A 22,970-nucleotide genomic window follows, 5' to 3' on the forward strand; every position below is an offset into this window, starting at 1 on the left:
GCCAATTTTAACATCTACTTGAGCGACTTGCGATAGGATATCAATCCCCGCTTGGTCGATGGGATCGGAAACAAGAACTTTAGACACGATCGGTTAAGGAGAATAAAGATTAGGGCAATAGCACATTTTAACTGGATTATCTGTCTAACGGGGTCATCCTTTCGTTCAATTTTACAATCGGGTAGGGGGTAGGTGGAACTCGCGCAGCATATCCTGGATGGTTTTAATCGCTGTACGGCTCTAACAGCGGTAGAGGTTGCGATAGAATGGGGTGATTACATTCGATCGAGGTTCAGCTATTTTATGGGTTATCTTGAGACTGCTGCTGATTTCTACTCGGAAGTTGCCCAAACGCCAGAAGTTGGGTTGTGCTGCGTCCAAAGTAGTCCGCTCCAGTTGCCAGGATTGCATATTCCCGAGGCAATGCAGGAGATGAACTATGGCTGTGGTAGCACAGTGCATCCGTCAGAGCTGATAAATGAACCAACGGTATTGTATGTGGGCGTGGGTGGTGGATTGGAGGCTCTCCAGTTTGCTTATTTTAGTCGTCGTACTAGTGGGGTCATCGCAATCGATCCGGTGGCTGAAATGCGCTCTGCGGCAGCGCGGAACCTCAAATTAGCTGCTGAATCTAACCTCTGGTTCGATCCGAGTTTTGTGGAGATTAGATCGGGTAATGCTTTTGAACTACCAGTGCCAGATGAGTCAGTAGATGTGGTGGCTCAAAATTGTCTATTTAACATCTTTGAACCAGCCGATCTCGATCGAGCCTTGGCAGAAGCCTATCGCGTGCTCAAACCTGGTGGTAGACTGCAAATGAGCGACCCAATCTCTACGCGCCAGATGCCGTTACACTTACAGGCGGACGAACGATTGCGAGCAATATGTTTATCTGGTGCAATGACCTATGATGAATATACACAGCGGATGATTGCTAATGGTTTCGGACAGATTGAAATTCGCGCTCGTCGTCCGTATCGACTATTGGATGCACCTAGCTATCGACTTGACCAACATTTATTACTAGAAAGTCTCGATTCTGTTGCCTTTAAAGTACCAATCCCTGAGGATGGTGCATGTATTTTCACAGGTAAAACGGCAATTTATTCAGGAACAGAGGTAGTTTTTGACGATCGAGCTGGACATATACTACCACGCGGCTTACCTATGGCCGTGTGTGATAAAACAGCCGCAAAACTGTTCGCACTGATCCCCAATGAATGCATGATTACACCATCTACTTGGCACTATCAAGGTGATGGCTGTTGCTAATTAGTGGATAGTGAATAGTGGACAGATGTATCGATTGCAGGGGTTGCTGAATAATTGCGATAGTTACGAGGATCGAGATTATCCCCCAACTTTTGGGCACAATGATTGGGAGGATCGCCAGTTTCTATAGTATGACCTTATTCGATCGGATATTATGCTGTTACTAAAGAAAGACCAAGTTCAGTTTCAGGATGTCATTAATCCGGATCTCGAACAACCGACACCAGTAATTGGTATTTTTTACCAGAATAAACTTTTTAAACATCTAAAATCTTTTCCTAAAGATAAGTTGGAATCAGCACAGCAATTAATGCGCCAATTGTCTCTCGATCCGAAAGAGGCTTTCTTGATGTTGGAAGAGACCGAACAATATACGATCTGGTGTCAGGATGCTAAGTTAAAATCATACGATTCTAGCAAGGACAGTAAAGCTAACGATCGAACTAGTGAAATTGACTTAAAAGAATTAGTTCGTGAAATGCGAGATATTGGCGGAATTAAAATTAAAGATCGTCGTTATCGGCTTACTGTTTATCCCCGCTGTCTGGTCGGTAGTGAAGCAACAACTTGGCTCGTGCGGAAGTTTTTCATTTCTGAAGCCGAGGCCGTCAAGTTAGGACAAAAACTGATTGATTCTAAATTGTTGCATCATGTCACCGACAGTCATCCTTTTGAAGATGGTTTCTTTTTCTATCGGTTCTATTGGGATGAATAGTGTTCCCAGTCCAATCTGTCTACTATTTTAACCATGATGAAATATCCAGTTAGTTTTCGACAAATTTTACTATTAATTTCATTCGTGATGCTGGGTTTCTTCATCTCAGCAATGCCAGCTCTGGCCCAAAATTCACCAATCAGTGCTGGATTCAATCCACAAACATTGCTCAAAGGTGTGCTCGAATGGGTAGAAGGTTTAGGATCGATCGGTGCTCTTGCCTTTATCGGTATATATATTATCGCGACGATCGCCTTTTTACCTGCTTTTATTTTAACATTGGGCGCAGGCATATTATTTGGCGTATGGTTGGGGACTATCTATGTTTTTATTGGTGCAACGTTGGGTGCGATTCTAGCATTTTTAGTCGGTCGTTATTTGGCCCGCAATTGGGTTGCTAAAAAGATTGCTAGTAATGATAAATTTGCAGCAATCGATCGAGCGGTAGGCAAGGAAGGATTAAAAATAGTTGTTCTGACTCGTCTATCGCCAATTTTTCCATTTAATCTCCTCAACTATGCTTTCGGGGTTACTGGAGTCTCGATTCAGGACTATATAATTGGTTCTTTAGGCATGATTCCAGGTACTTTAATGTATGTTTATATCGGTTCTCTTGCTGGCAGTCTAGCACTGATTGGTACTGATTCTCAGCCGACGAATCCTATGCTGCAATGGACGATTCGGATTCTCGGATTTATCGCAACAGTTGCAGTGACTATCTATGTTACCCGTATTGCTACACAGGCTTTAGCACAATCAGTAGAGAGTAGTGAATAGTCAATAGTGTGTTTATAAGTGTCCCTATCTCCCCATTTCCCCTTTCCCCATGAAAAAAATCCTACCGATGGATGGTTACAATCAGCAGCTAATTGAGTACGTACATCCGAATGATTGGGTTAATCCGCAACCTGCGGATATTTACGATTTGGTGGTAATTGGTGCTGGTACGGCGGGTTTAGTTGTGGCGGCGGGGGCGGCAGGATTGGGATTGGGTCTCAAAGTAGCTCTGATCGAACGACATTTAATGGGCGGAGACTGCTTGAATTTCGGCTGTGTACCCTCTAAAACTATTATTCGATCGAGTCGGATTGTTGGAGAGATTTGGCGGGGTCAGGAGCTAGGAATTGGGGCAGGTGAAATCGAAATCGATTTTGGTACAATTATGGAGCGGATGCGGCGGATTCGATCGCAAATCAGTCATCACGATTCAGCCGCTAGATTTAAGAGTTTGGGTGTGGATGTATTTTTAGGCGATGGGCAATTTACGAGCAACGATGCTGTCACGGTTGGTAAGCAAGTGCTCAAGTTTAAAAAAGCGGTAATCGCTACGGGTGCTAGAGCTGCCACGCCTCAAATACCTGGATTGGCGGAGGTAGGATATCTCACCAATGAGACAGTCTTTTCCCTTGTGGAATGTCCCCGACGGTTAGCTGTCATCGGTGGGGGACCAGTGGGCTGCGAGTTGGCCCAAACATTACAAAGATTGGGCTGTGAGGTAGTATTATTACATCGCAGCAGTCATATTTTAAATAAGGAAGATCGTGAAGCTGCCGAAATTTTGCAACAGGTATTAATTAAAGAAGGTGTAAATCTAATTTTGGATTGTCAGTTGCAACAGGTAACAGCAACCGATAAAGGTAAGACTATTACATATCATAGTAACGATCGATCTGGCACCGTCACTGTAGACGAAATCTTATTAAGTACAGGACGCACGCCGAATCTTGAAAGTTTGAATCTCGCTCAAGTGGGAGTAGATTATGATGCAAAAGGTGTGCGAGTCAATGACTACTTGCAAACCACTAACCCTAGAATTTATGCGGCTGGCGATGTATGTATGAAGTGGCAATTTACTCATGCTGCTGATGCTGCGGCGCGAATCGTTATTAAAAATACTCTATTTTCCCCATTTGGGCTGGGTAAAAGTAAACTGAGTAGCCTGGTAATGCCGTGGGTGACTTATACCGATCCAGAAATAGCCCACGTAGGATTGTCAGCAGATGATGCCCAAAAACAGGGAATTCAGTTTGATACTATTAAAATTTTAATGTCTAGTGTCGATCGAGCAATTACCGATGGGGAAACTGATGGGTTTGTCAAAATTATTCATCGTCGCGGTAGCGATGAGATTTTGGGAGCGACAATCGTTACCAGTCATGCAGGAGATATTATCTCTGAAGTAACGACGGCAATGGTAAATAAAATCGGATTGAGTAAACTCAGTAGCGTAATTCATCCCTATCCAACCCAGGCTGATTGCATCAAAAAAGCCGCTGATGCTTATCGTCGAACTTTGTTAACTCCCCGCACTAAAAAGATTTTAGGATTGTTAACTAAATTTTCTTGAATATGGCATCAGTGGTTTTTAAAAATGGTAGTTAGTAAGTATTTTGCTATTTCATGTTGTAGCCAAATAAATTAGCATTGACTTCATTCAGATTGATGTCCGCTAGCCCATACTCAGCCCAACGTTTATCCACCATCGCCGCCATCTCAGGATCGGACTCCAATTGTTCGCCCCAGACATCATCGGTTTCTGGATAAACTTTTGTAGTTGCATCGATTCCCATCCGGCTCCCCAATCCTACTTTTGGGGTAGCAAAGTCGAGTTTATCAAAGGGGGTATCTGGGATAATAAATACGTCCCGTTGAGGATCGACTTTGGAGCTAATCGCCCAGACTACTTGACGCGGATCGCGGATATCGATATCTTTATCGACGACGATGACGAATTTAGTATAGGTAAATTGGGGTAGGGCACTCCAGAAAGCTAAAGCTGCGCGTCGGGCTTGTCCAGGATAAGCTTTATCGATCGCAATAATTGCCGCTTTATAGCTCAATGCCTCCATCGGTAAGAAAAAGTCTACAATTTCCGGTACCTGTTGGCGGAGAATCGGCGTATAAATCCGGTTTAACGCGATCGCCATCATTGCTTCTTCTTTGGGTGGACGACCGCTGAAGGTAGTAAGATAGATCGGATCTTTGCGATGAGTCATGCAATTGAAGCGAATCAATGGACATGACTTGGACTGATTATAGTAGCCCATGTGGTCGCCGAATGGCCCATCGACCATTTCTTCCCCTGGCGTAATCGTCCCTTCGAGCACGAATTCCGAGTCCGCAGGTACTTCAATATCGATCGTTTTGCATTTCGCGAGCTTTACCCCTTTCCCACCGTATAAACCTGCAAATAACCACTCCGATAAATCCATCGGAATTGGTGTGGCTGCGGCCATAATCACTAAAGGATGTACGCCTAACGCGATCGCAATTTCTAATTTTTTACCTTGCTCGGCGGCTTTCCGCAGATGACGCGCTCCACCACGCACCGACAACCACTGTACCGTCATCGTATTTTTCGACTGTAACTGGAGCCGATATACCCCGACATTCGGCGTACCCGTTTCACAATCTTTGGTAATTACTAGTCCCAAGGTGACAATCTTCCCCGCATCGCCAGCATAAGGGCGGATTAAGGGCAGGCTATTCAAGTCTAGGTCATTTCCTTCAACTACCACCTGTTGACAGGCTGGAAAGAAATCTCGACTCGGTTTGGCTTTAAGGACATCGAATAATACTTTGCCAAACTCCACTGCTTGGGCGATTTTCTTCGGCGGTTTCGGCTGCTGGAGCATGGCCAATTTGCGTCCCAGATCTTCTAATTCTTCGGGTTGCTCCATATTCATCGCCCAGCAGATTCGTTCTACTGTGCCCATGATGTTCACAGCTACCGGATATTTTGCACCTTTGACATTCTCAAATAGTAAGCCTGGGCCGCCACATTGCAACATCCGATTGGCGATTTCGGCGATTTCTAAGTCCGAGTCTACCTGCGTCTTAATCCGTCGCAGTTGTCCTCGTTGTTCGAGTACATCTAAAAAGTCTCTAAAGTCCCCCGCCATGCGATCGCCCTTTGTTAAGTTATGTCTCTATTGTAGAGGGTAGGGGATAGGGGATAGAGGGTAGGGAATAGGGTGAAGTTGAAATAAGTTCGAATGCAATTGCGATCTTACGACTCACAAGCCACTATTTCTGAGTCCGAAAGCTATAGAAGGCATAGATATCGAAGAGTGCGCCGACAAAGCCACAGACCAACCCGATCGTTAACATTCCTTGAAAAGCGCAGCCGCCGCCGAAGGTATCGAGAAAGTCTAACAACATATTAGTGGGTACTTGACCGATCGAGCCTAAGCCAGGAATGCAAGTCAATAACCAAGTGCTAGCCAAAGAGCCAGACATTAAGAGCATCGGAGCAAAGAAACTCAATAGCACCGCCAGGAATAGAGAACGTAAGAAGTTTGATGACACGGTTGTAGCCTCACCCGCCTGATGGCTGAAAGAACTGTATTAAAAAGGTGCTCTACCTGGGTAAACCCCAGATCTCCGGACGGATGACCCGAACATCAGCACTTTTCGTTGTTGTGCTAGATTTAGCGCACATACATATCATAAATTAGCAATCTGGCGATCGTCTAAATCTGTGAGAAATCTTAAAATATCATTAAACTTTTTGATGATGAATTGTGAATCTACATAACTAGACTTTTTACCTAAGTTAGGGGATAGGGACTAGAATTTAGCTGCTATAAAGCTTTTCAGCGAAATTAGCATATTGTTAAGCAGTTTCACGGCAGGCATTTGGCTGGGGAAAAATTGGGCGTGTGTCCTAATCAGCTCGGCAATTACCCTAGATCGTGAGAGAGCAATAGCAACTATTCTCATAAAGTTTTACAAAGAGTGGGGTAATCTTAAAGTATTGAGATAAAACATTTTTTTAACAGCACCCTCTTGACAATCGTCGAGAAATAATGGACGAGTACAGCAAAAGCGATGGAGAAACAGCATTCAGCACAAAATACCACTCTACTGAGACAAGTCTTTACCAATATTCAGGCTGATAGCTGTCCTAAGCAGTACAATTTCCACATGCACACCAATTGTTCTGATGGGAAACTCACCCCAGAAGATTTAATGATGCAGGCGGTTGAGATTGGATTGCAGGGCATGGCAATTACCGATCATCACTGCGTAGAAGGCTACTATCGTGCTGCTCGATGGTTGGAAGCACAATCGATCGAGCAAAGCCAACACTTGACGAACAAATCCTTACATTTGTGGACGGGAATCGAAATCACCGCTTATCTTTCGCCAGTAGACGTTCATATTCTCGGTTATGGTTTCGATCCCCTAGAACCGAGTCTAGCTCCATATCTGACCGGAAGAGAGCCTAGAGGTGTCGATGCTCGCGCCGAACGAGTAATCGCAGCATTGCACAAAGCTGGCGCGATTGTGGTACTAGCCCATCCATCTCGCTACCGTCGATCGCCAGAAGAACTAATTCCCACGGCTGTGTCGCTAGGAATTGATGGTGTCGAAACATATTATGCCTATAACAATCCCAATCCTTGGATTCCCAGTTTTGAACAGACAGAGACAGTCAAACGCTTGGGTAATAGTTATAATTTGCTGCACACCTGCGGCACAGATACGCATGGGTTGAATTTATTACAACGGTTGTAAGTAAAATTTGTGCTTTATTTGTCAAGCGACAGCAATAACACGGAGGCGTTAGATGCTGGAATTTGCGTTTTTTTAGAAGCGTCGATCTAACACCTAAAACCATTACGAGCAAGAGCTTGTGATGGATGTGAATCAGAGTTAGGTAAAATCGCTAATTGCCAATTCGATCTCAGTTGTTTATGATAGTTGACTAGGGATATTATACCTCTCCTGAATTAGATGTCTTTAAATTCGATTAAGCCTCTCAACGGTCAAGCTTCAGTCATAGATACGAATTCTATTCGTGGATTACTCGAAATGACAAAGCCGACAGATCCAGATGTCGAACAACCAGAACTTAGAGTAGATAGTGAAGGTGGTAAGGCGATATCTATCCCTGCAACTACTACTTCAATTGTTGGTGCTAACTATTCTTTTGAGAATCGATGCGATTTGCCAACAGAAGATATTCGAGTAGCCGCACTTAAAGCGACACTAGAACGACATCGTGGTGAACGTCAAATTGTCCTATTGCAAGACTTTCCCGATCCTGATGCTTTATCGGGAGCTTGGGCATATCAACTCATTGCCAAGCAATATAATATTAACTGCGATCTCGTCTATGCAGGTGCCCTCAGTCACCAGGAAAATATTGCTCTTGTCAAACTGACAGGATTACCCACTAAAAAGATTTCTGGCGCGAATCTCAAAGAAAAGGATTTAGCACTTTATCAGGGTTGCGTACTGATCGATAATCAAGGTACGACCTGTCAATTATTAGATATTGTCAGACAGGCTGGTATTCCAATTACCGTAATTATCGATCACCATAGTCTGCAAGAAGATCTGAATGCAGAATTCGTAGATATTCGCCCATCTACCCGCGCTACAGCAACAATTTTGACTCAATACCTGCAAGCAGGATTGCTCAAGCTCGATAGCAGTATTAGCGAACATGTCAAATGCGCTACTGCACTCATGCATGGTTTACGATCCGATACTAATCGGTTAATGCAAGCTCAAGAAGAGGATTTTTTGGCGGCGGGATATCTCAGCCGCTTTTATGATGCTCAATTGCTCAATGCGATTCTCCAAGTATATCGATCGAAACGAGTAATGGAGGTAATCCAACGCTCTCTTACCAATCGTGTCGTGCAGAATAATTTTTCCATTGCTGGTGTAGGTTATCTGCGGTATGAAGACAGAGATGCGATTCCCCAAGCAGCAGACTTTTTAGTTACTGAGGAAAACGTCCATACGGCGGTTGTCTATGGCATCGTTCGCGATGAGGATGATGAAGTTGAATTAGTAATTGGTTCCCTCCGCACGTCCAAATTAACCCTCGATCCCGACGAGTTTATCAAGGAAGCCTTCGGGAAAAATAGCGAAGGACGTTTCTTTGGTGGTGGTAGATTTACTGCTGGTGGGTTTGAGATTCCGGTAGGATTCCTTTGTGGGTTTAATGACAATACTGAATTCTCTAAGATGAAGTGGGAAGTATTCGACAATCAAATCAAACAGAAGTTACTTAGATTGGTGAATCCTACGGATAGCTATTAATTGATACGTCTCGTTTGTTGCGAGAATCGACTAAAATCCTCGCACCATAGTATCCCCGACTTCTTCGAGAAGTCGGGGATATGTCCTCCCACTTGGGAATAATTAAGTTATAAAAATTTATATTTAGATCTGATAAGATATTATTTTTTCCGATCGAGTCGATCGATTTGAAGGTATACTTTGTTGCTAAATAGTTTTTCGGTTGCCATAAAATTGCGATCGAAAGTTCTCTATATATTCAGCCAAACTTTTAGCCGACGGCAATAATCCTCAAAATAGTTGAGGTCAAAAGATCGGCAAAAAGACTTTTTAAAAAGGTTTGTAGATTTGGAAAAACTAAATAGTCACGATTTTCAATTAATTAACACTTGTATTCAGCAAATTTATTCACTCCGCACCTTAGCAGAGTTTCCAAAATGGATAATGATGTTGCTAGAAGATTTGATTATCTCTGAAGAATCTTTTTGTTGCAGCTTTACGACTCAAGTAAATATGATGGCGGGTACGATGGTAAATACTTGGGCTGATATTGCTACCCCAGAATATCTGCGTGATAATCCTGCTCTCCAAAATTATCTAAAGACTGGCAGTCCCGAACCGAATAAGATATCTAATTTCATTAGCGATCGAGATTTTCTCAATCGCGAAGGTTTATATGAAACGCTATTTTTACATTATAGAATGCGCGACCAATTGGGATTCATGGTTAGTGATTCTCGTCGGGATGATGGTCTGATTGCTGATTTCGAGGAAGTTTTGTGCGATCGATTGAAATCCTTGGTAGATGGTTCTCTCCCTGTCGAAGAGCGACCTTTACTATCGGCAATTGTTGCCGATCCTACTACTTTTTATCAAAACGAAACCCTCGGACATTTATCGATTGGCTTTCACCGCAGTAACCGCTCTTTCACAGATCGCGACTTATCTATACTCGCGATTCTATTACCTCATTTAAAAATTGCCTATCGGAACTCCCAACAATATACTAAATTCCAGCGTCAATTACAACAGCAATCCCAAGTATTCGATAGGTTGAAGGCGATCGTGCTGACAGTTAGTGGTGATGTTTCGCTGATATCTGCATCCATAGGTAACTTACTCGCGTATTATTTTGATGGGGAATGGATAAATTCTAATCAGTTACCTGATATTCTAAATAGTTGGGTGAAACAGCAGCTTAAAGTACAGCAAGCCGATCTGATTGTACCCATTCAACCTTGGCAGATTGAAAAAAATGGGCGCAAATTAAAGATCGATTTGCTATGTGATTTTGCAGCCGAACAGCATTTACTGATCTGCTCCGAGCAATCGGTAGACTTTTCGCCCATCCCACATTTTGAATCAATTGGCTTGAGCAAGCGAGAAGCCGCAGTGTTGGCATTGGTAGCAGCGGGGAAAGCCAATCTACAGATTGCCGAACAGCTTACTATTAGTATCAAAACTGTCAAAAAACACTTAGAGCATATTTTTAGCAAACTCAATGCTACCAGCCGCATCGACGCTGTTAACAAGGCTTTGCAACAGTTAGATCGATCGGTTCGATAAGTAAATACGTCCAAAGACGTATTGGTGTTTTGAAGATCGCGCGTATACGATAGAACCAAGCCCACACAGATGACAGGCAATCGACAAGACAAAGATTTCGGGGATATTATCCCCCGTCATTTCACCAGACATATTTCTGCATTGTCTCGATCGAGCAATTTCTAAATTAGCTACTTCCAATTAGATTCTGACTAGGTTGTTATTTGATAACCACCCCTCAGTTTTACGCTGCAATTTTTGTCTATCGATGCAGCTATTTCGTTAAACCATCGGCTGATTTTACCACGCATTAATGCGACAAAGCTTGTTGTTAGTCGATCGCATTTGTGCGATGTATTGGCACGTTCAAATATTCACAATTCAACCATTACCCCAAGGATTATTTTATGACTATCGATCGCATCTCCCAGCATATCAAACTTTCGATCGGGTTGTTTGTCGCCTCCACTATATCTTTACCGATCTCTGCATATGCTGTCGTAATTTATGATACGAATACTGGTTCTCCAGATGGAACTATTAGCATTTATGGGGATACTCTCATCGACCAGCCTCAAGGAGAACCTCAAGGACAGCAAGGCGTAGGGATGAGCTTTGTACCCACCGCAACAGTCTCTCTTACACAAGTTCAGGTGCTTTTAGCGCAGGCTGATGGGTTTCCGAGTGCTAATTCCACTGTTTTTTTCAATATATTTCAGTCCAATGGCTCGAATGCACCAGACTTCGGACAGGTACCACTACTGACTGCCTTCAATCTCACTGCTAGTGGTACGCCTTTCAATCCCGCTCTTGAATCAGCAACTTTTACTAATGGGCCTGTACTGACTGCTGGAACTCAATATTGGTTGATTGGGACAGCCTCAGGAAGCAATGCTGTTGATTGGTGGGGGACAGGTGGCAATAGTGGCTTCTTTGGCTTTGTCGATGGTAATCCTCCCTTCCAAGGTGGATTTTCCCCTGATTCTAACCAAAAAGCGTTCGTTATCAGTGGCGATTTGGTTAGTACGTCGGTTCCCGAACCATTCACAATTATTGGCACCCTCATCGGTGGTACAGCAGCATTCCGCATGAAAAAGAAACTAGGTACGGATAAATCGGAAACCACAATTCAATAATAATTTGTAAAAGAACAACTTCATGGTTTGAATGTTTTCTGATACAGCTATTTCATCAAACCAGGAGCTGGTTTTTACAATACGTTCAAGCTGAAAGCATTGTCGTTCTCGAAACTGTTAATCGATCGCATTTGTGCGATGTATTAGCACATCTAAATATTCACAATTCAACTATTACCCCAAGGATTATTTTATGACTATCGATCGCATCTCCCAGCGGATCAAACTTTCGATCAGTTTGTTTGCTACATCTACCGCAACTTTAGCACTAATTTTTAGCCCAGTAGATCGAGCACAAGCAGCCACCATCACCTCTTTGTACAACACTGGTGTAGATAACTCAGGAACTGTACTAGCTAACGGCACTGTTGGCGATCCTCATTACGTACTAGCTTCTGTTCCTAGTGGTACAACCAGCATCCGCGTCCTGACATCTGCGAATGGATACCCCATTGGCCCCTGGCTTGGAGATAACACAACATCCCGTTGGATTGCGCCTAACAGTAACAGTCAGGTCGATGGTCCAGCAGGTGATTATACTTACAGAACAACATTCGATCTGACTGGGTTTAATGCGAGTACTGCCCAAATCACAGGGCTGTGGACTTCCGATGATGGGGGAGTTGATATCGTACTTAACACTACACATCTAGGATCTTTTAGCAACATTGGATTTAGTAACTTTTTCACCCCATTTACGATCTCTAGTGGTTTCCAATCTGGGATCAACACACTAGATTTCATTATGCATAATAGTAGTGGCCCTACAGGTCTGAGAACAGAATTGCGCGGTACTGCCGATCTCAGTGCAACTCCTGCATCAGTTCCCGAACCATTCACAATTATCGGCACCTTCATCGGTGGTACGGCAGCATTCCGTATGAAAAAGAAACTAGGTGCGAATAAGTCTGAAACCACAATTAAATAATAACTTGTAAAAGAACAACTTCATGGTTTGAATGTTTTCCGATATAGCTATTTCATCAAACCATGAGCTGATTTTTTTACCGTCCATCTTTTGAAATTGCGATCGATCGCTCAAAATTGAAGTCATTATCTATGGTTACCCACGTTTGTCTGTGTGGAGGTAAGCTAGATAGAGACGATAGTCCCGATCTTCGCAAGAAGGTTGCATCTGTTAGCTTTTGTTAACTTAAAACTATCAGTGTCAAGATACTAGAGATCTATCGATCGCAAAGACCCAATCATGACCGAATCAACAGACAACCAGTCACCCATCGATACTGCACCACTGCTACTGATGTTACGGCGCAAAGAAAGCAACTGGGTAGAATGGGGCAAAGCTTGCCAACAACTTCAGAAAGCAGGACTCAATCCCCAAGATATTTTTGAGAGGACTGGATTTGAGCCGATCCAGCAAAATCAAATTATGGTTGCTGCCCAGGTTTTCGATAGCATGATCGGTATCGGGATTGCTCCCGCAACCGAAACTCACTATCAGCGGGTGGGCAGCGATAGTCTTTACGAACTCCGCATTCTCAGTCATGAAGATCGGGCGGCTACCGCAGACTATCTCTGTAGCCGCAATATCGACTCAGAAGGCTCGAAGGAAGTTGCCAAAGCATTCAAAGAGTTCTCTTATATGCGCCAGCCGCCAGAGGGTTTTACCCACCATCCTGGCGATGCGGTGGCTTATCAATACTGGCGGTATGTCAAACAAAAAACAGATCTGACTGAAAAGACACGTTTGATTGCACGGGGGCTGATGTTTGCCCATTCTCAAGGTGCCCGCAGTCAAATTGAAAAGCTCCTGACGGATCTAACCGCGCCACCCAAGCGGACGGCCCCAGCACTACCAATCTATCGGTTGGAGGCTGATGAGGAGCTACCACGCACAATTGCTGTCGCTGGAACATTTCCGATCGCGAGTAGCATCCTAGCAGATGTGCCCAAAATTGCGACTACTGGATCTTTCCAGATCGTTAATAACAGTAACTGGGCTGGTGGCTGGGTCAGTTTTCCAGGTTGGGGTGTATTATGTAAGGCAGAAGATCCAATTGCGGTAATTGGCGATCGCGAAAATTTACCGCTCAAAATTTCTAACCAAGCAGCCGAAACGATCGTCATTCTCGATCGTCATGAGACGGAATGGAATGAGTTTAGTTATTTTGCGATCGACCGAGATGGCAAACTAGCGATTGAATGGTTCGACAGTCCGCCGACTGTCCCTATTTTAGCTAAGTTAGTCCTAGTCATTCATCCCAAACGCCCGATCGATCCTGACAATCCCAAGGATCTCTGGGAACTTGAGGACTAAAATTTAGTTGAAAGTTGAAAGTTGAAAGTGTTATGAGTCTGAACAGTAGGGTGTGTTACGAGACCGCCAACACACCCTAAAAAAAGCTAGGGGCAATTCGTGAATTGCCCCTATCTCAATATCACTTAGGTTTTGCAGGTTTATCGGCTGGCTTACCAACAGGTTTCGCATCAACTTTCGGTGCGGCTGCGCTGTCTTGGAAGCTTACCTTGTCGATCGTTTTCAGGGTACCATCGGGTTGAACTTGCCAGATATCGTAAGTACCAACGATGTCGCCTTGGGCATCGATATCGACATTCCCACTAGCACCTTGATAGTTAATTTTCTTGCCAGCTTTGAGCAGAGTAACTGCGTGACAAAGATCGGAAACTTCCTCTCCAGGACCACCTGCAACTTCGCGAATCTTGCTAGCAATTCCTTCCCCGGTATTAGTTTTAGCCGCTTGCGCTGCTAGCATAATTAATGCTGTCGCATCCCAAGCATGTTGGAGATAAGAAGTAAGCGGTTTTCCAGTTGCCAACCACTTCTTATTAAAGTCCTCTAGAGCCTTGCCATGCGCCCCAGGAACGGTACCGATCGCCCCATCGATGATAAATTTACCATCCGCTGTTTTTCCGACCTGATCGGGGAATTTCGGCGAGTAGGCACCATCGGGCAGCATAATTGTGACACCTTTACTCAAACCCTGTTCGTAAGCGGCTTTGAGCAAGAGCGAACCTGTATCTGGATAAACGATCGTTGCTAAAGCTTGAGGTTTGCCTTCAAATGCGGCTTTGACTTCAGAATCGAAGGTGGTAGCTTTGGGATCGTAACGAGTCGGCTTGGCTTCATTGGTGATGGCACCGCCTAATTTTTTGAATGCACCGACGAATTCTTTTTCAAAGCCCACCCCATAATCATTATTGATCGCGATCGTCGCGACTTTTTTAAACCCTTTTTTAAAGGCTAATTGCGCCATCGCTTTGGCTTGATAGGTATCTGGTGGTGCAGTCCGCGCCCAATAACCATTATATTTGCCTGCTTTGGCTCGATCGGTAAAGACGGGACTCGTGCTACCAGGGGAGACGATCATCACCTTATTTTTGGTAGCGACATCGGCGGCAGCGGTAGAAACTCCACTACCAAAGGCTCCCACTACACCAGCGACTTTATCTACTTCTGTAAGTTTTGTCATCGCCGATGCACCCGCGCTTGGATCGCTTTGATCGTCTTCAGAGATGAGAGTGACAGGTGCGCCATTGATACCACCACAAGTATTAACAGTGTCTACTGCCATTTTAATCGCCAGCGGCAGAGGTTGGGCGATCGAGGCGGTATCCCCAGTGTTAGATAGTAGGGAACCAATTTTCAAACCCTTACTATCTCCACCACTGCTAGCCCCTCCACCAGTTCCGCCTGTTTTACTCGGATCGGTACAACTGGTAGCTAATAAACTGGTAATAGTCGTCAATAATGCCATCCCTAGGGCTAATTTTGGCTGGATGCATCGGCTGGACTTAGTCATAATTTCGATCTCACTCTTCACACATAAAACGGCGATCCTATCTCACATCGAGTTAGATAGAAGCATCTGCCGTTGATGGTATCACTATTTAATGTTAAATTCTTGAATTGCAGCTACCACTATTGGGGTGTTACACTGGGCAGGGCGATCGAGAAAGCGTAATGTAAGCAAGAAGCAAATTTATCACCGCACAGAGTCTCCTTCGCAGACAGTAAAAGTAGCCAGAGACCAAATAGCCAGTAAAGAAATGTGGGGTGGATCGGCTAGAAATTGTTTAATGATTTATACAATGGTATGATTTCTGTCAATGCCATATGGATTTAGCCGAGTATATTGTGAGTTTTATTCGTAGTGATAGCGACAGGTAAAAAAGATAATTTGTTCTTGATTAACTATATAAATTAATCGATGTTCGAGATCGATGCGGCGCGACCAATAATCTGAGTCCAGATACTTTAACGGTTCTGGCTTGCCAATACCTGTAAATGGATCTGACATGATGGTTGTCAACATGTCGATGATTTTAATTGCCTTTTTGGGATCGGTTTTGTACCACCAACCCAAATCTTCTTTGAATTTGGTCGAAAATACCGGAATTAATCGGATAATTTGAACGGGAGTTATTTCTGGTGATTCCTCAGATTTTTTCTGCTTCTTCGCCATCGATTCCTAACTCCTGGCATAATTCTTCAATGCTTTGCGGGACAAGTTTACCCGTTGGCGAAGCCTCTCCTTTGGAGAGTCGATATTCGTCGATAGAATCAAGTAAGTGACGTGCATTAGCCGGAGAACGGAATAGATAAACGGTTTCGATCAGACTATTGAGATCTGATTCGGCGATGATTGCTACATTCTCACCATCGCGGCGATTAATGATACAAACTTGGTGACTTTGTGCGACTCGATCGATCAATTGAAAGAATCCAGCTCTGGCTTCAGTTGGAGAGGTGATTTCGGTGGAAAACATATTTTATGTACGCAACTATGTACATGATATCAAATTAAATCGCGATCCCACCAATCTCTAGTAAAATAGTTCTAAAATACTATAAAAGCCATACTATAATAATCTTACCTGCACTTGCATTTTCAAAGAGCAGCAGCTTAATTCCCCCTTCCCACAACACCCCTACGCCCTATAAACTGCCCTCTACTATCTAACCTATGACTTTCGTTGGTTTGCACATGCACAGTGACTATAGCCTCCTTGACGGAGCTAGTCAGTTGCCCAATTTGGTCGATCGAGCGGTAGAATTGGGGATGCCCGCGATCGCATTGACAGATCATGGTGTGATGTATGGGGCGATCGAATTAATTAAAGTCTGTCGCGCTCGAAATGTCAAGCCAATTATTGGCAATGAAATGTATGTGATTAATGGTGATTTTACGCAGCAGAAGCGGTATCAGAAATTCCACCAAGTTGTGTTAGCAAAGAATACTCAGGGGTATCGAAATTTAGTTAAGTTAACGACGGTATCTCACCTCGAAGGTTTTCAGGGGCGAGGAATTTTTGCGCGTCCTTGTATTAACAAAGAATATATCGAGAAATATAAGGAAGGTTTGATTATTACTAGTGGTTGTTTGGGTGGAGAAGTGCCACAAGCAATTATGGCTGGACGACCCGATGCAGCGCGAAAGGTTGCCAGATGGTATAAGGAAAGATTTGGTGAAGATTACTATCTCGAAATCCAAGATCATGGATTAAAAGAAGATCGGGTAGTTAATGTTGAAATTGTGAGAATTGCGCGAGAACTAGATATTAAACTGATTGCGACTAATGATTCTCACTTTGTCTCTTGTTTTGATGTGGAAGCACACGATGCGTTGCTCTGTATTCAGACTGGGCAACTAATTCGTGAAGATAAACGAATGCGGTATAGCGGCAATGAGTATCTCAAATCGGCGGAAGAGATGGCGCAATTATTTCGCGATCATTTACCTGATGATGTGATTGCTGAATCGATCGCTAATACTCTCGAAGTTGCCGATAAAATTCAACCTTACAATATTTTAGGTGAATTAAACTTTCCCGATTTTCCGATTCCAGTTGGGCATACTTCAGCTACATACGTCGAGGAAATTTCACGGGCAGGATTGCAGGAACGGCTACAGGTAAAAAGATATACAGATATCGACAAAGAGTATCAAGATCGGCTCGATTTTGAACTGAAAATGATCGATCGAATGGGGTTTTCGACCTATTTTTTGGTTGTCTGGGATTATATCAAATTCGCACGCGATCGGGCGATTCCGGTTGGGCCTGGACGTGGTTCAGCAGCGGGTTCTCTCGTCGCCTATGCGATGAAGATTACTAATATCGACCCAGTACATCATTGTCTTCTATTCGAGCGGTTCTTGAATCCCGATCGAAAGTCGATGCCAGATATTGACACGGATTTTTGTATCGAACGGCGGTCAGAAGTAATTGATTATGTCACCGAGAAGTATGGTAAAGAGCGAGTCGCGCAAATTATCACCTTCAACCGGATGACTTCCAAAGCGGTACTCAAGGATGTCGCGCGGGTGTTAAATATTCCCTATGCCGTAGCCAATGAAATGGGAAAATTGATTCCGGTGGCGCGGGGCAAACCAGCGAAATTAGCCGTGATGATTTCCGACAAAACACCATCACCAGAGTTCAAACAAGCTTATGAAACAGATGAATATGCCGATCCTGAAACTGGTGAAAAAATCTCGGCTAGGCAGTGGATTGATATGGCAATGCGAATCGAGGGCACTAATAAAACCTTCGGTGTTCATGCTGCTGGTGTGGTAATTTCTTCCCAACCTTTGGATGAAATCGTGCCGCTCCAGCGGAATAATGATGGCTCAGTGATCACCCAATATTATATGGAAGATCTCGACTCAATGGGTCTGATCAAAATGGACTTTTTGGGACTGAGAAACTTAACTATTATCCAAAATGCGATCGATCTGATCGAGCAAACTAAAGGTGATAAAATTGACCCTGATGATATTACGCGCGAGGAGCGTCGAACTTATAAGATTTTATCTAAAGGTACTGCAAATAAACGGCCGCCTAACGTCCAGAAAACTTACAAACAAGTTGAATCGGGCGACTTAGAAGGAGTATTTCAGTTAGAGTCATCAGGGATGCTCGATGTGGTTGCCAGGTTGAAACCATCGAGTATCGAGGATTTATCATCGATACTGGCTCTATACCGACCTGGGCCACTTGATGCGGGACTAATTCCGATCTTTATCGATCGTAAGCACGGTCGGGAAAAAATCAGTTACGAACATCCGATTTTAGAGCCAATTTTAAATGAGACTTATGGCGTAATTGTTTATCAAGAGCAGATCATGAAGATCGCTCAAGATTTGGCTGGATATACATTAGGTGAAGCAGATATTTTGCGTCGCTGTATGGGTAAGAAAAAAGCCGATGAAATGAACAAACAACGCGAGAAGTTTCTCGATGGTGCCGCGAAGAAAGGAGTCGAACATTCGATCGCCGATGCACTGTTTGATAAGATGGTTTTATTCGCAGAATATTGTTTTAACAAAAGCCACTCAACTGCCTACGCTTATGTTACTTATCAAACAGCTTTTTTAAAGGCTAATTATCCGGCTGAATATATGTCAGCACTCTTGACTGCCAATAGTGGCGATCAAGATAAAATGACTAGATATTTGAATAATTGTGAGCAAACATTAGATATCAAAGTTGAGCCGCCAGATATCAATCGATCGTATGTCAAATTCCGACCAGTTATCGATCCAAATCGACCAAATCGGCTAAATATTTTATTTGGTTTATCGGCAATTAGAAATGTAGGTGAAGCTGCGATCGAGAATATCTTAACTGCCCGTGAAGAAGGTGGTGAATTCTTATCGCTTGCAGATGTTTGTCAGCGAGTTAGCTTGCAATCTGTGAATAAACGGACACTAGAATCATTGATTCAATGTGGGGCATTTGACAATATCGATCGCAATCGCCGCCAGTTAATTAACGATCTAGAAGTAATTATTCCGTGGTCGCAAAGTAAGGCTAAAGAAAAAGCGATCGGCCAAGGTAATCTATTTGATTTATTCGGTGATTCCAAACCAGAAATAGGTGGATTTGAGGCTACTCCAAAATCACCAATTGTGAGCGATTTTTCATCTCAGGAGCGGTTGCAATTCGAGCAAGATCTTTTAGGAATATATGTCTCAGATCATCCACTCAAAAATGCTGAAAGAATTGCAAAGATGCAGAAGCATGATTTTAAAAGACTGGTGGAAATCGACAAGCCTTGTAAAGATGTTAAAATTGTGGTGATGCTGACAGAAGTTAAGGTAGTTCAGACTAAAAAAGAAAATAAGTCGATGGCTATTCTCAAACTCACCGATCTCGCGGGTAGTAAATTAGAAGCAGTAGTTTTCCCAGAAGCTTATGAGAAAAATAAGAATGTACTCGTCGGGAATGCTTCAGTAATTTTAGTCGGTAAAGTCAGTAAAAAGAAAGATGAAGATGAGCTACAAATGATCGTCGATGAGGCGATCGCGATCGATTACAATTTTGTTAATAAACCAGTAAATCTAGTCACCGAACCCAAACACTTAGTCTTAATCGAATTACCCATAAATGTGGCGACAGACGATATCCAGACTCAGCAGCTCAAGACAATGCTAGAAGAGTATTCTGGGGATACGCTAGAGATTAAAACACCAGTGTACGCGATCGTGCGGGGCGAAAACGGTTATCAATTAGTTCAGTTTGGCAAACAATTCTGGGTGCAAGATCCTGCTGGATTGGTAGACAGAATGCAGGATCGCGGTTTTGATATTAAAGTGAAAGAAATTGAATCCGTGGATGGTGAATATTGAAAGGAATCATTTTCCAACACCCATACACCCCCACTACGGTGGTACAGCACACCCCCACTCCCACTCCCACCGATCGAGAGAATGATACTAGAGACGATCGCCGATCGCTGGTTTATACTGGTAACGCAGCGCACCATAGCGAGATACTAATGAAACCTTACACAGCCTCCTTGGATTCGGGTTGGCGGCATGAATTCATCCAAACCAACAACATTCGCTTACATTGTGTCACCCAAGGCGAGGGTGAGTTGGTGGTTTTACTTCATGGTTTTCCTGAATTTTGGTACTCTTGGCGACATCAGATTCCCGCCCTCGCCCGTCATTTCAAGGTTGTCGTTCCCGATCTGCGCGGCTATAATTATTCTGATAAACCCCTCACTGGCTACGATCTCGATACTCTCAGTAACGATGTGCAGGGGCTAATCGAGTCACTAGGGTATGCGAAAGCGCATATTGCTGGACACGACTGGGGTGGTGCAATTGCATGGCATCTAGCTCAAAAATGCCCTCAAGTACTCGATCGATTGGCAATTCTCAATGCACCCCATCCTCAACGGTTATTGCAGGAAATGGGTAGTAATTTCGATCAGTTGCGGCGGAGTTGGTACATGTTGGCATTTCAGGTACCAGGTTTACCTGAATGGTTGATTCAACAAAATCTCAAAGATTTTATCCTCAATGTCTTTCGCGGGCAAGCTGTTAGAAAAGGAGCTTTTACAGCGGAAGATAATCAAATTTATCAAGAAGCTTTAGAAAAACCTGGCGTTTTAGCGGCTGCACTCAATTACTATCGACAGTTGCTCGCCCCCCAAAACTGGCTCCAAAACTGGAATAATTCTCCACTTCAGATTACCGTACCGACATTGATGCTCTGGGGCGAAGAAGATAATTTTCTCAGCAATAAACTAACTGAAGGAATGGAGCGGTTGATCTCTGCACCATTTAAACTCAAACGAATCCCACATTGCGGTCATTGGATTCAACAAGAAGTACCTCAAATTGTCAATCGAGAACTCTTGAATTTCTTCCAATCCAATTCAACAGCTAAGGAATTCGGGATTAAATAACATTCTAACCATCTGGGTGCGTCAGCAGCGCAGTATGGTCGGGTTCCCCGACCATACAACTGCGACAAGACAAGACAAGACAAGACAAGGACAAGACAGCGAGACAAGACAGGCGCGAGAACACACCCTACAAAACCTAATTCAAACATTTACTAAAGCCTGAGATACATATTTATTGACTAAATTCACCAGGTCTGTAGGTGTAAATGGCTTGGTCATATAGTCATTAGCACCGACCATTTTTGCCTTGAGTCGATCGAACATGCCGTCGCGACTACTAAGCATTAAAATCGGTACATTTTTAAAACTAGGAGATTTGCGGAGAAGTTGACAGAGTTCGTAGCCATTGATATCTGGCATACTGATATCCAGCAAAATTAGCATCGGATGAGTGCGAATTAGCTTGGTCATTGCTTGAGCGGGTTTTAGTAGACTTATCACTTCATATCCGTGAGATTCCAGTGTTAACTTCACGCTATTTTGCACTGTCTGACTATCATCGATACAAGCAATTAAAGGGCGTTCTTCGTCTTGTTTTTGGCCATATCCAGTAATTTGTGCATTCCGGTTGCGGATCAGCGGTAGCAACAGATGACTAAGTTCTTGGACATCAATATTTAGTTGGTTGGCAATACTATAAAGACAAAGATTTTGAGTCAGTGCGGCTTGGTAAGACTCGATCGCTTTGGTACTTTGAAGTTGCTGCCATAAAAGTTGATATAAGCTGTCAATATTAGAAAGATATACTCTCACTAACGGTGAAGTAAGATGAGGACGAATTTTCTGCCATTGCCAAATCAGTTGTTTGACTGGAGTAATAATTTGTTGGACTGAAGCTGATAAGATTAGCACATCCAGGTGGGCATCAAGATTAAACTCCATCTCAGCATTGCCAATTGCCATGATATGGATAAAAGCTTCTTGAGTACTCGTAAATGCTAGTTGACGAACTTGTTGGAGTGATAATTTTCCCGATTGCCATTGATGACAGATAAATTGATAATCAGATTGACCGATGGGGAAATCGCTCAAATTAAAGTCGGGATGATGCCGTCTAGTTAAATATATTAATCTTTCTCTTTGCCCCAGCGTACTAGTCGCAAAATGCAGCTTACCATTCCCAAAGTAAGCTTCCCAAGTTATCGAATTATCTAAAGCATCTTTAATTATTAATTGCCCTGATAATTCTTGCTGGATAATCTCTTTTAAGGCTTCAACAACTCTAGTCATCACTGGTATTGATATATTTTAACTAATCTTGTCGATATAGTACCGTTAGACCTTATCGATCGATGTAAGGATAGAAAGTAGATGCAGATCGTTACCTGCTTGATGGCGATTTGCTAGCGCAATGCTGATGGGGGAGAATCGATCGAAGATCGCTAAACTGCCAAAATAGAGCAGGTATTATTGGTCTATTTTTATAGATAGTGCAAATTGTCTCCCATATCTAATATGCCCATGAGAACTGAGATCTAAACATTTCATCATCGATTATCTAAACTATTGCCTCTATCAAAGAGTTCTGCGGTAAAGGGCACCTCGGCAGGTAAGGTGGATGCACTCAGATGCTTAACGGAGTCAG

The 22,970-nt window shown here is 43.4% G+C and carries 18 protein-coding genes; 12 read left to right on the forward strand and 6 right to left on the reverse strand.

Annotated features, from left to right (window positions below):
* Positions 1–303 precede the first annotated feature (303 nt).
* The 4 genes from arsM to RMO55_RS00395 all read left to right on the forward strand — a co-directional run bounded on the left by arsM (position 304) and on the right by RMO55_RS00395 (position 4,334).
* Entirely contained in the window at positions 304–1,272 is a 969-nt protein-coding gene (gene arsM, locus RMO55_RS00380; RefSeq protein ID WP_310421844.1) for an arsenosugar biosynthesis arsenite methyltransferase ArsM, read from the forward strand.
* Between the two features lie 154 nt (positions 1,273–1,426).
* Entirely contained in the window at positions 1,427–1,987 is a 561-nt protein-coding gene (locus RMO55_RS00385; RefSeq protein ID WP_310421788.1) for a hypothetical protein, read from the forward strand.
* Positions 1,988–2,074: 87 nt separating this feature from the next.
* Positions 2,075–2,764, forward strand: a complete 690-nt coding sequence (locus RMO55_RS00390) for a TVP38/TMEM64 family protein (RefSeq protein ID WP_396134139.1) — start codon at positions 2,075–2,077, stop codon at positions 2,762–2,764.
* Positions 2,765–2,813: 49 nt separating this feature from the next.
* Positions 2,814–4,334 carry a mercuric reductase gene (locus tag RMO55_RS00395; protein WP_310421791.1) on the forward strand — a complete coding sequence of 507 codons (1,521 nt, stop codon included), beginning with the start codon at positions 2,814–2,816 and terminating at the stop codon, positions 4,332–4,334.
* A 46-nt stretch (positions 4,335–4,380) separates the two neighbouring features.
* Here RMO55_RS00395 and RMO55_RS00400 read toward each other — a convergent pair whose 3' ends face one another.
* Together RMO55_RS00400 and RMO55_RS00405 are read right to left on the reverse strand one after the other, a co-directional pair.
* Positions 4,381–5,889: a UbiD family decarboxylase gene (locus RMO55_RS00400; protein WP_310421793.1), complete on the reverse strand. Its 1,509-nt coding sequence runs from the start codon at positions 5,887–5,889 to the stop codon at positions 4,381–4,383.
* A 124-nt stretch (positions 5,890–6,013) separates the two neighbouring features.
* Entirely contained in the window at positions 6,014–6,295 is a 282-nt protein-coding gene (locus RMO55_RS00405; protein WP_310421796.1) for a hypothetical protein, read from the reverse strand.
* A 522-nt stretch (positions 6,296–6,817) separates the two neighbouring features.
* On the opposite strand from RMO55_RS00405, the gene RMO55_RS00410 reads away from it, so the two are divergent.
* From RMO55_RS00410 to raf1, 6 genes are all read left to right on the forward strand, one after another.
* Complete coding sequence (locus RMO55_RS00410) at positions 6,818–7,507, forward strand: PHP domain-containing protein (protein WP_310421799.1); 690 nt, start codon at positions 6,818–6,820, stop codon at positions 7,505–7,507.
* Between the two features lie 219 nt (positions 7,508–7,726).
* Positions 7,727–9,046, forward strand: coding sequence for a bifunctional oligoribonuclease/PAP phosphatase NrnA (locus RMO55_RS00415; protein ID WP_310421802.1), 1,320 nt, complete (start codon positions 7,727–7,729; stop codon positions 9,044–9,046).
* Positions 9,047–9,373: 327 nt separating this feature from the next.
* Complete coding sequence (locus tag RMO55_RS00420; protein ID WP_310421805.1) at positions 9,374–10,591, forward strand: helix-turn-helix transcriptional regulator; 1,218 nt, start codon at positions 9,374–9,376, stop codon at positions 10,589–10,591.
* 386 nt (positions 10,592–10,977) lie between these two features.
* Positions 10,978–11,706 carry a PEP-CTERM sorting domain-containing protein gene (locus RMO55_RS00425; protein ID WP_310421808.1) on the forward strand — a complete coding sequence of 243 codons (729 nt, stop codon included), beginning with the start codon at positions 10,978–10,980 and terminating at the stop codon, positions 11,704–11,706.
* 193 nt (positions 11,707–11,899) lie between these two features.
* Entirely contained in the window at positions 11,900–12,634 is a 735-nt protein-coding gene (locus RMO55_RS00430) for a PEP-CTERM sorting domain-containing protein (protein WP_310421811.1), read from the forward strand.
* Positions 12,635–12,913: 279 nt separating this feature from the next.
* Positions 12,914–13,984 carry a RuBisCO accumulation factor 1 gene (raf1, locus tag RMO55_RS00435; RefSeq protein ID WP_310421813.1) on the forward strand — a complete coding sequence of 357 codons (1,071 nt, stop codon included), beginning with the start codon at positions 12,914–12,916 and terminating at the stop codon, positions 13,982–13,984.
* A 121-nt stretch (positions 13,985–14,105) separates the two neighbouring features.
* On the opposite strand, the gene RMO55_RS00440 is transcribed toward raf1, so the two are convergent.
* The 3 genes from RMO55_RS00440 to RMO55_RS00450 form a co-directional block, all read right to left on the reverse strand.
* Positions 14,106–15,488, reverse strand: coding sequence for an ABC transporter substrate-binding protein (locus RMO55_RS00440; protein WP_396134138.1), 1,383 nt, complete (start codon positions 15,486–15,488; stop codon positions 14,106–14,108).
* Positions 15,489–15,830: 342 nt separating this feature from the next.
* Positions 15,831–16,151 (reverse strand): Txe/YoeB family addiction module toxin, encoded by a 321-nt coding sequence (locus tag RMO55_RS00445; protein ID WP_310421817.1) that lies wholly within the window; start codon positions 16,149–16,151, stop codon positions 15,831–15,833.
* Positions 16,126–16,455: a type II toxin-antitoxin system Phd/YefM family antitoxin gene (locus tag RMO55_RS00450; protein WP_310421820.1), complete on the reverse strand. Its 330-nt coding sequence runs from the start codon at positions 16,453–16,455 to the stop codon at positions 16,126–16,128. The genes RMO55_RS00445 and RMO55_RS00450 overlap by 26 nt, the downstream gene beginning before the upstream one ends.
* A gap of 197 nt (positions 16,456–16,652) precedes the next feature.
* On the opposite strand from RMO55_RS00450, the gene dnaE reads away from it, so the two are divergent.
* Together dnaE and RMO55_RS00460 are read left to right on the forward strand one after the other, a co-directional pair.
* A complete protein-coding gene (gene dnaE / locus RMO55_RS00455; protein ID WP_310421823.1) occupies positions 16,653–20,318 on the forward strand; it encodes a DNA polymerase III subunit alpha in 3,666 nt (1,221 codons plus the stop codon).
* A gap of 149 nt (positions 20,319–20,467) precedes the next feature.
* The gene (locus tag RMO55_RS00460; protein WP_396134140.1) at positions 20,468–21,385 is read left to right on the forward strand and encodes an alpha/beta fold hydrolase; all 918 of its coding nucleotides are present in this window, start codon (positions 20,468–20,470) and stop codon (positions 21,383–21,385) included.
* 141 nt (positions 21,386–21,526) lie between these two features.
* On the opposite strand, the gene RMO55_RS00465 is transcribed toward RMO55_RS00460, so the two are convergent.
* On the reverse strand, positions 21,527–22,615 hold the full coding sequence (locus RMO55_RS00465; protein WP_310421829.1) for a response regulator: 1,089 nt from the start codon (positions 22,613–22,615) through the stop codon (positions 21,527–21,529).
* Positions 22,616–22,970: the final 355 nt, after the last annotated feature.

Origin of the sequence: Chamaesiphon sp. VAR_48_metabat_135_sub (assembly GCF_031418915.1) — a bacterium.
Lineage (GTDB): Bacteria > Cyanobacteriota > Cyanobacteriia > Cyanobacteriales > Chamaesiphonaceae > Chamaesiphon.

What these genes read in the sequence shown, in the direction of transcription:
- RMO55_RS00425 (WP_310421808.1), top strand. Translation starts at nt 10,978, where the DNA reads ATGACTATCGATCGCATCTCCCAGCATATCAAACTTTCGATCGGGTTG.
- RMO55_RS00450 (WP_310421820.1), bottom strand. Translation starts at nt 16,455, where the DNA reads ATGTTTTCCACCGAAATCACCTCTCCAACTGAAGCCAGAGCTGGATTC.
- dnaE (WP_310421823.1), top strand. Translation starts at nt 16,653, where the DNA reads ATGACTTTCGTTGGTTTGCACATGCACAGTGACTATAGCCTCCTTGAC.
- raf1 (WP_310421813.1), top strand. Translation starts at nt 12,914, where the DNA reads ATGACCGAATCAACAGACAACCAGTCACCCATCGATACTGCACCACTG.
- RMO55_RS00395 (WP_310421791.1), top strand. Translation starts at nt 2,814, where the DNA reads ATGAAAAAAATCCTACCGATGGATGGTTACAATCAGCAGCTAATTGAG.
- RMO55_RS00460 (WP_396134140.1), top strand. Translation starts at nt 20,468, where the DNA reads ATGAAACCTTACACAGCCTCCTTGGATTCGGGTTGGCGGCATGAATTC.
- RMO55_RS00390 (WP_396134139.1), top strand. Translation starts at nt 2,075, where the DNA reads ATGCTGGGTTTCTTCATCTCAGCAATGCCAGCTCTGGCCCAAAATTCA.
- RMO55_RS00445 (WP_310421817.1), bottom strand. Translation starts at nt 16,151, where the DNA reads ATGGCGAAGAAGCAGAAAAAATCTGAGGAATCACCAGAAATAACTCCC.
- RMO55_RS00430 (WP_310421811.1), top strand. Translation starts at nt 11,900, where the DNA reads ATGACTATCGATCGCATCTCCCAGCGGATCAAACTTTCGATCAGTTTG.
- RMO55_RS00400 (WP_310421793.1), bottom strand. Translation starts at nt 5,889, where the DNA reads ATGGCGGGGGACTTTAGAGACTTTTTAGATGTACTCGAACAACGAGGA.
- arsM (WP_310421844.1), top strand. Translation starts at nt 304, where the DNA reads ATGGGTTATCTTGAGACTGCTGCTGATTTCTACTCGGAAGTTGCCCAA.
- RMO55_RS00385 (WP_310421788.1), top strand. Translation starts at nt 1,427, where the DNA reads ATGCTGTTACTAAAGAAAGACCAAGTTCAGTTTCAGGATGTCATTAAT.
- RMO55_RS00465 (WP_310421829.1), bottom strand. Translation starts at nt 22,615, where the DNA reads ATGACTAGAGTTGTTGAAGCCTTAAAAGAGATTATCCAGCAAGAATTA.
- RMO55_RS00415 (WP_310421802.1), top strand. Translation starts at nt 7,727, where the DNA reads ATGTCTTTAAATTCGATTAAGCCTCTCAACGGTCAAGCTTCAGTCATA.
- RMO55_RS00440 (WP_396134138.1), bottom strand. Translation starts at nt 15,488, where the DNA reads ATGACTAAGTCCAGCCGATGCATCCAGCCAAAATTAGCCCTAGGGATG.
- RMO55_RS00410 (WP_310421799.1), top strand. Translation starts at nt 6,818, where the DNA reads ATGGAGAAACAGCATTCAGCACAAAATACCACTCTACTGAGACAAGTC.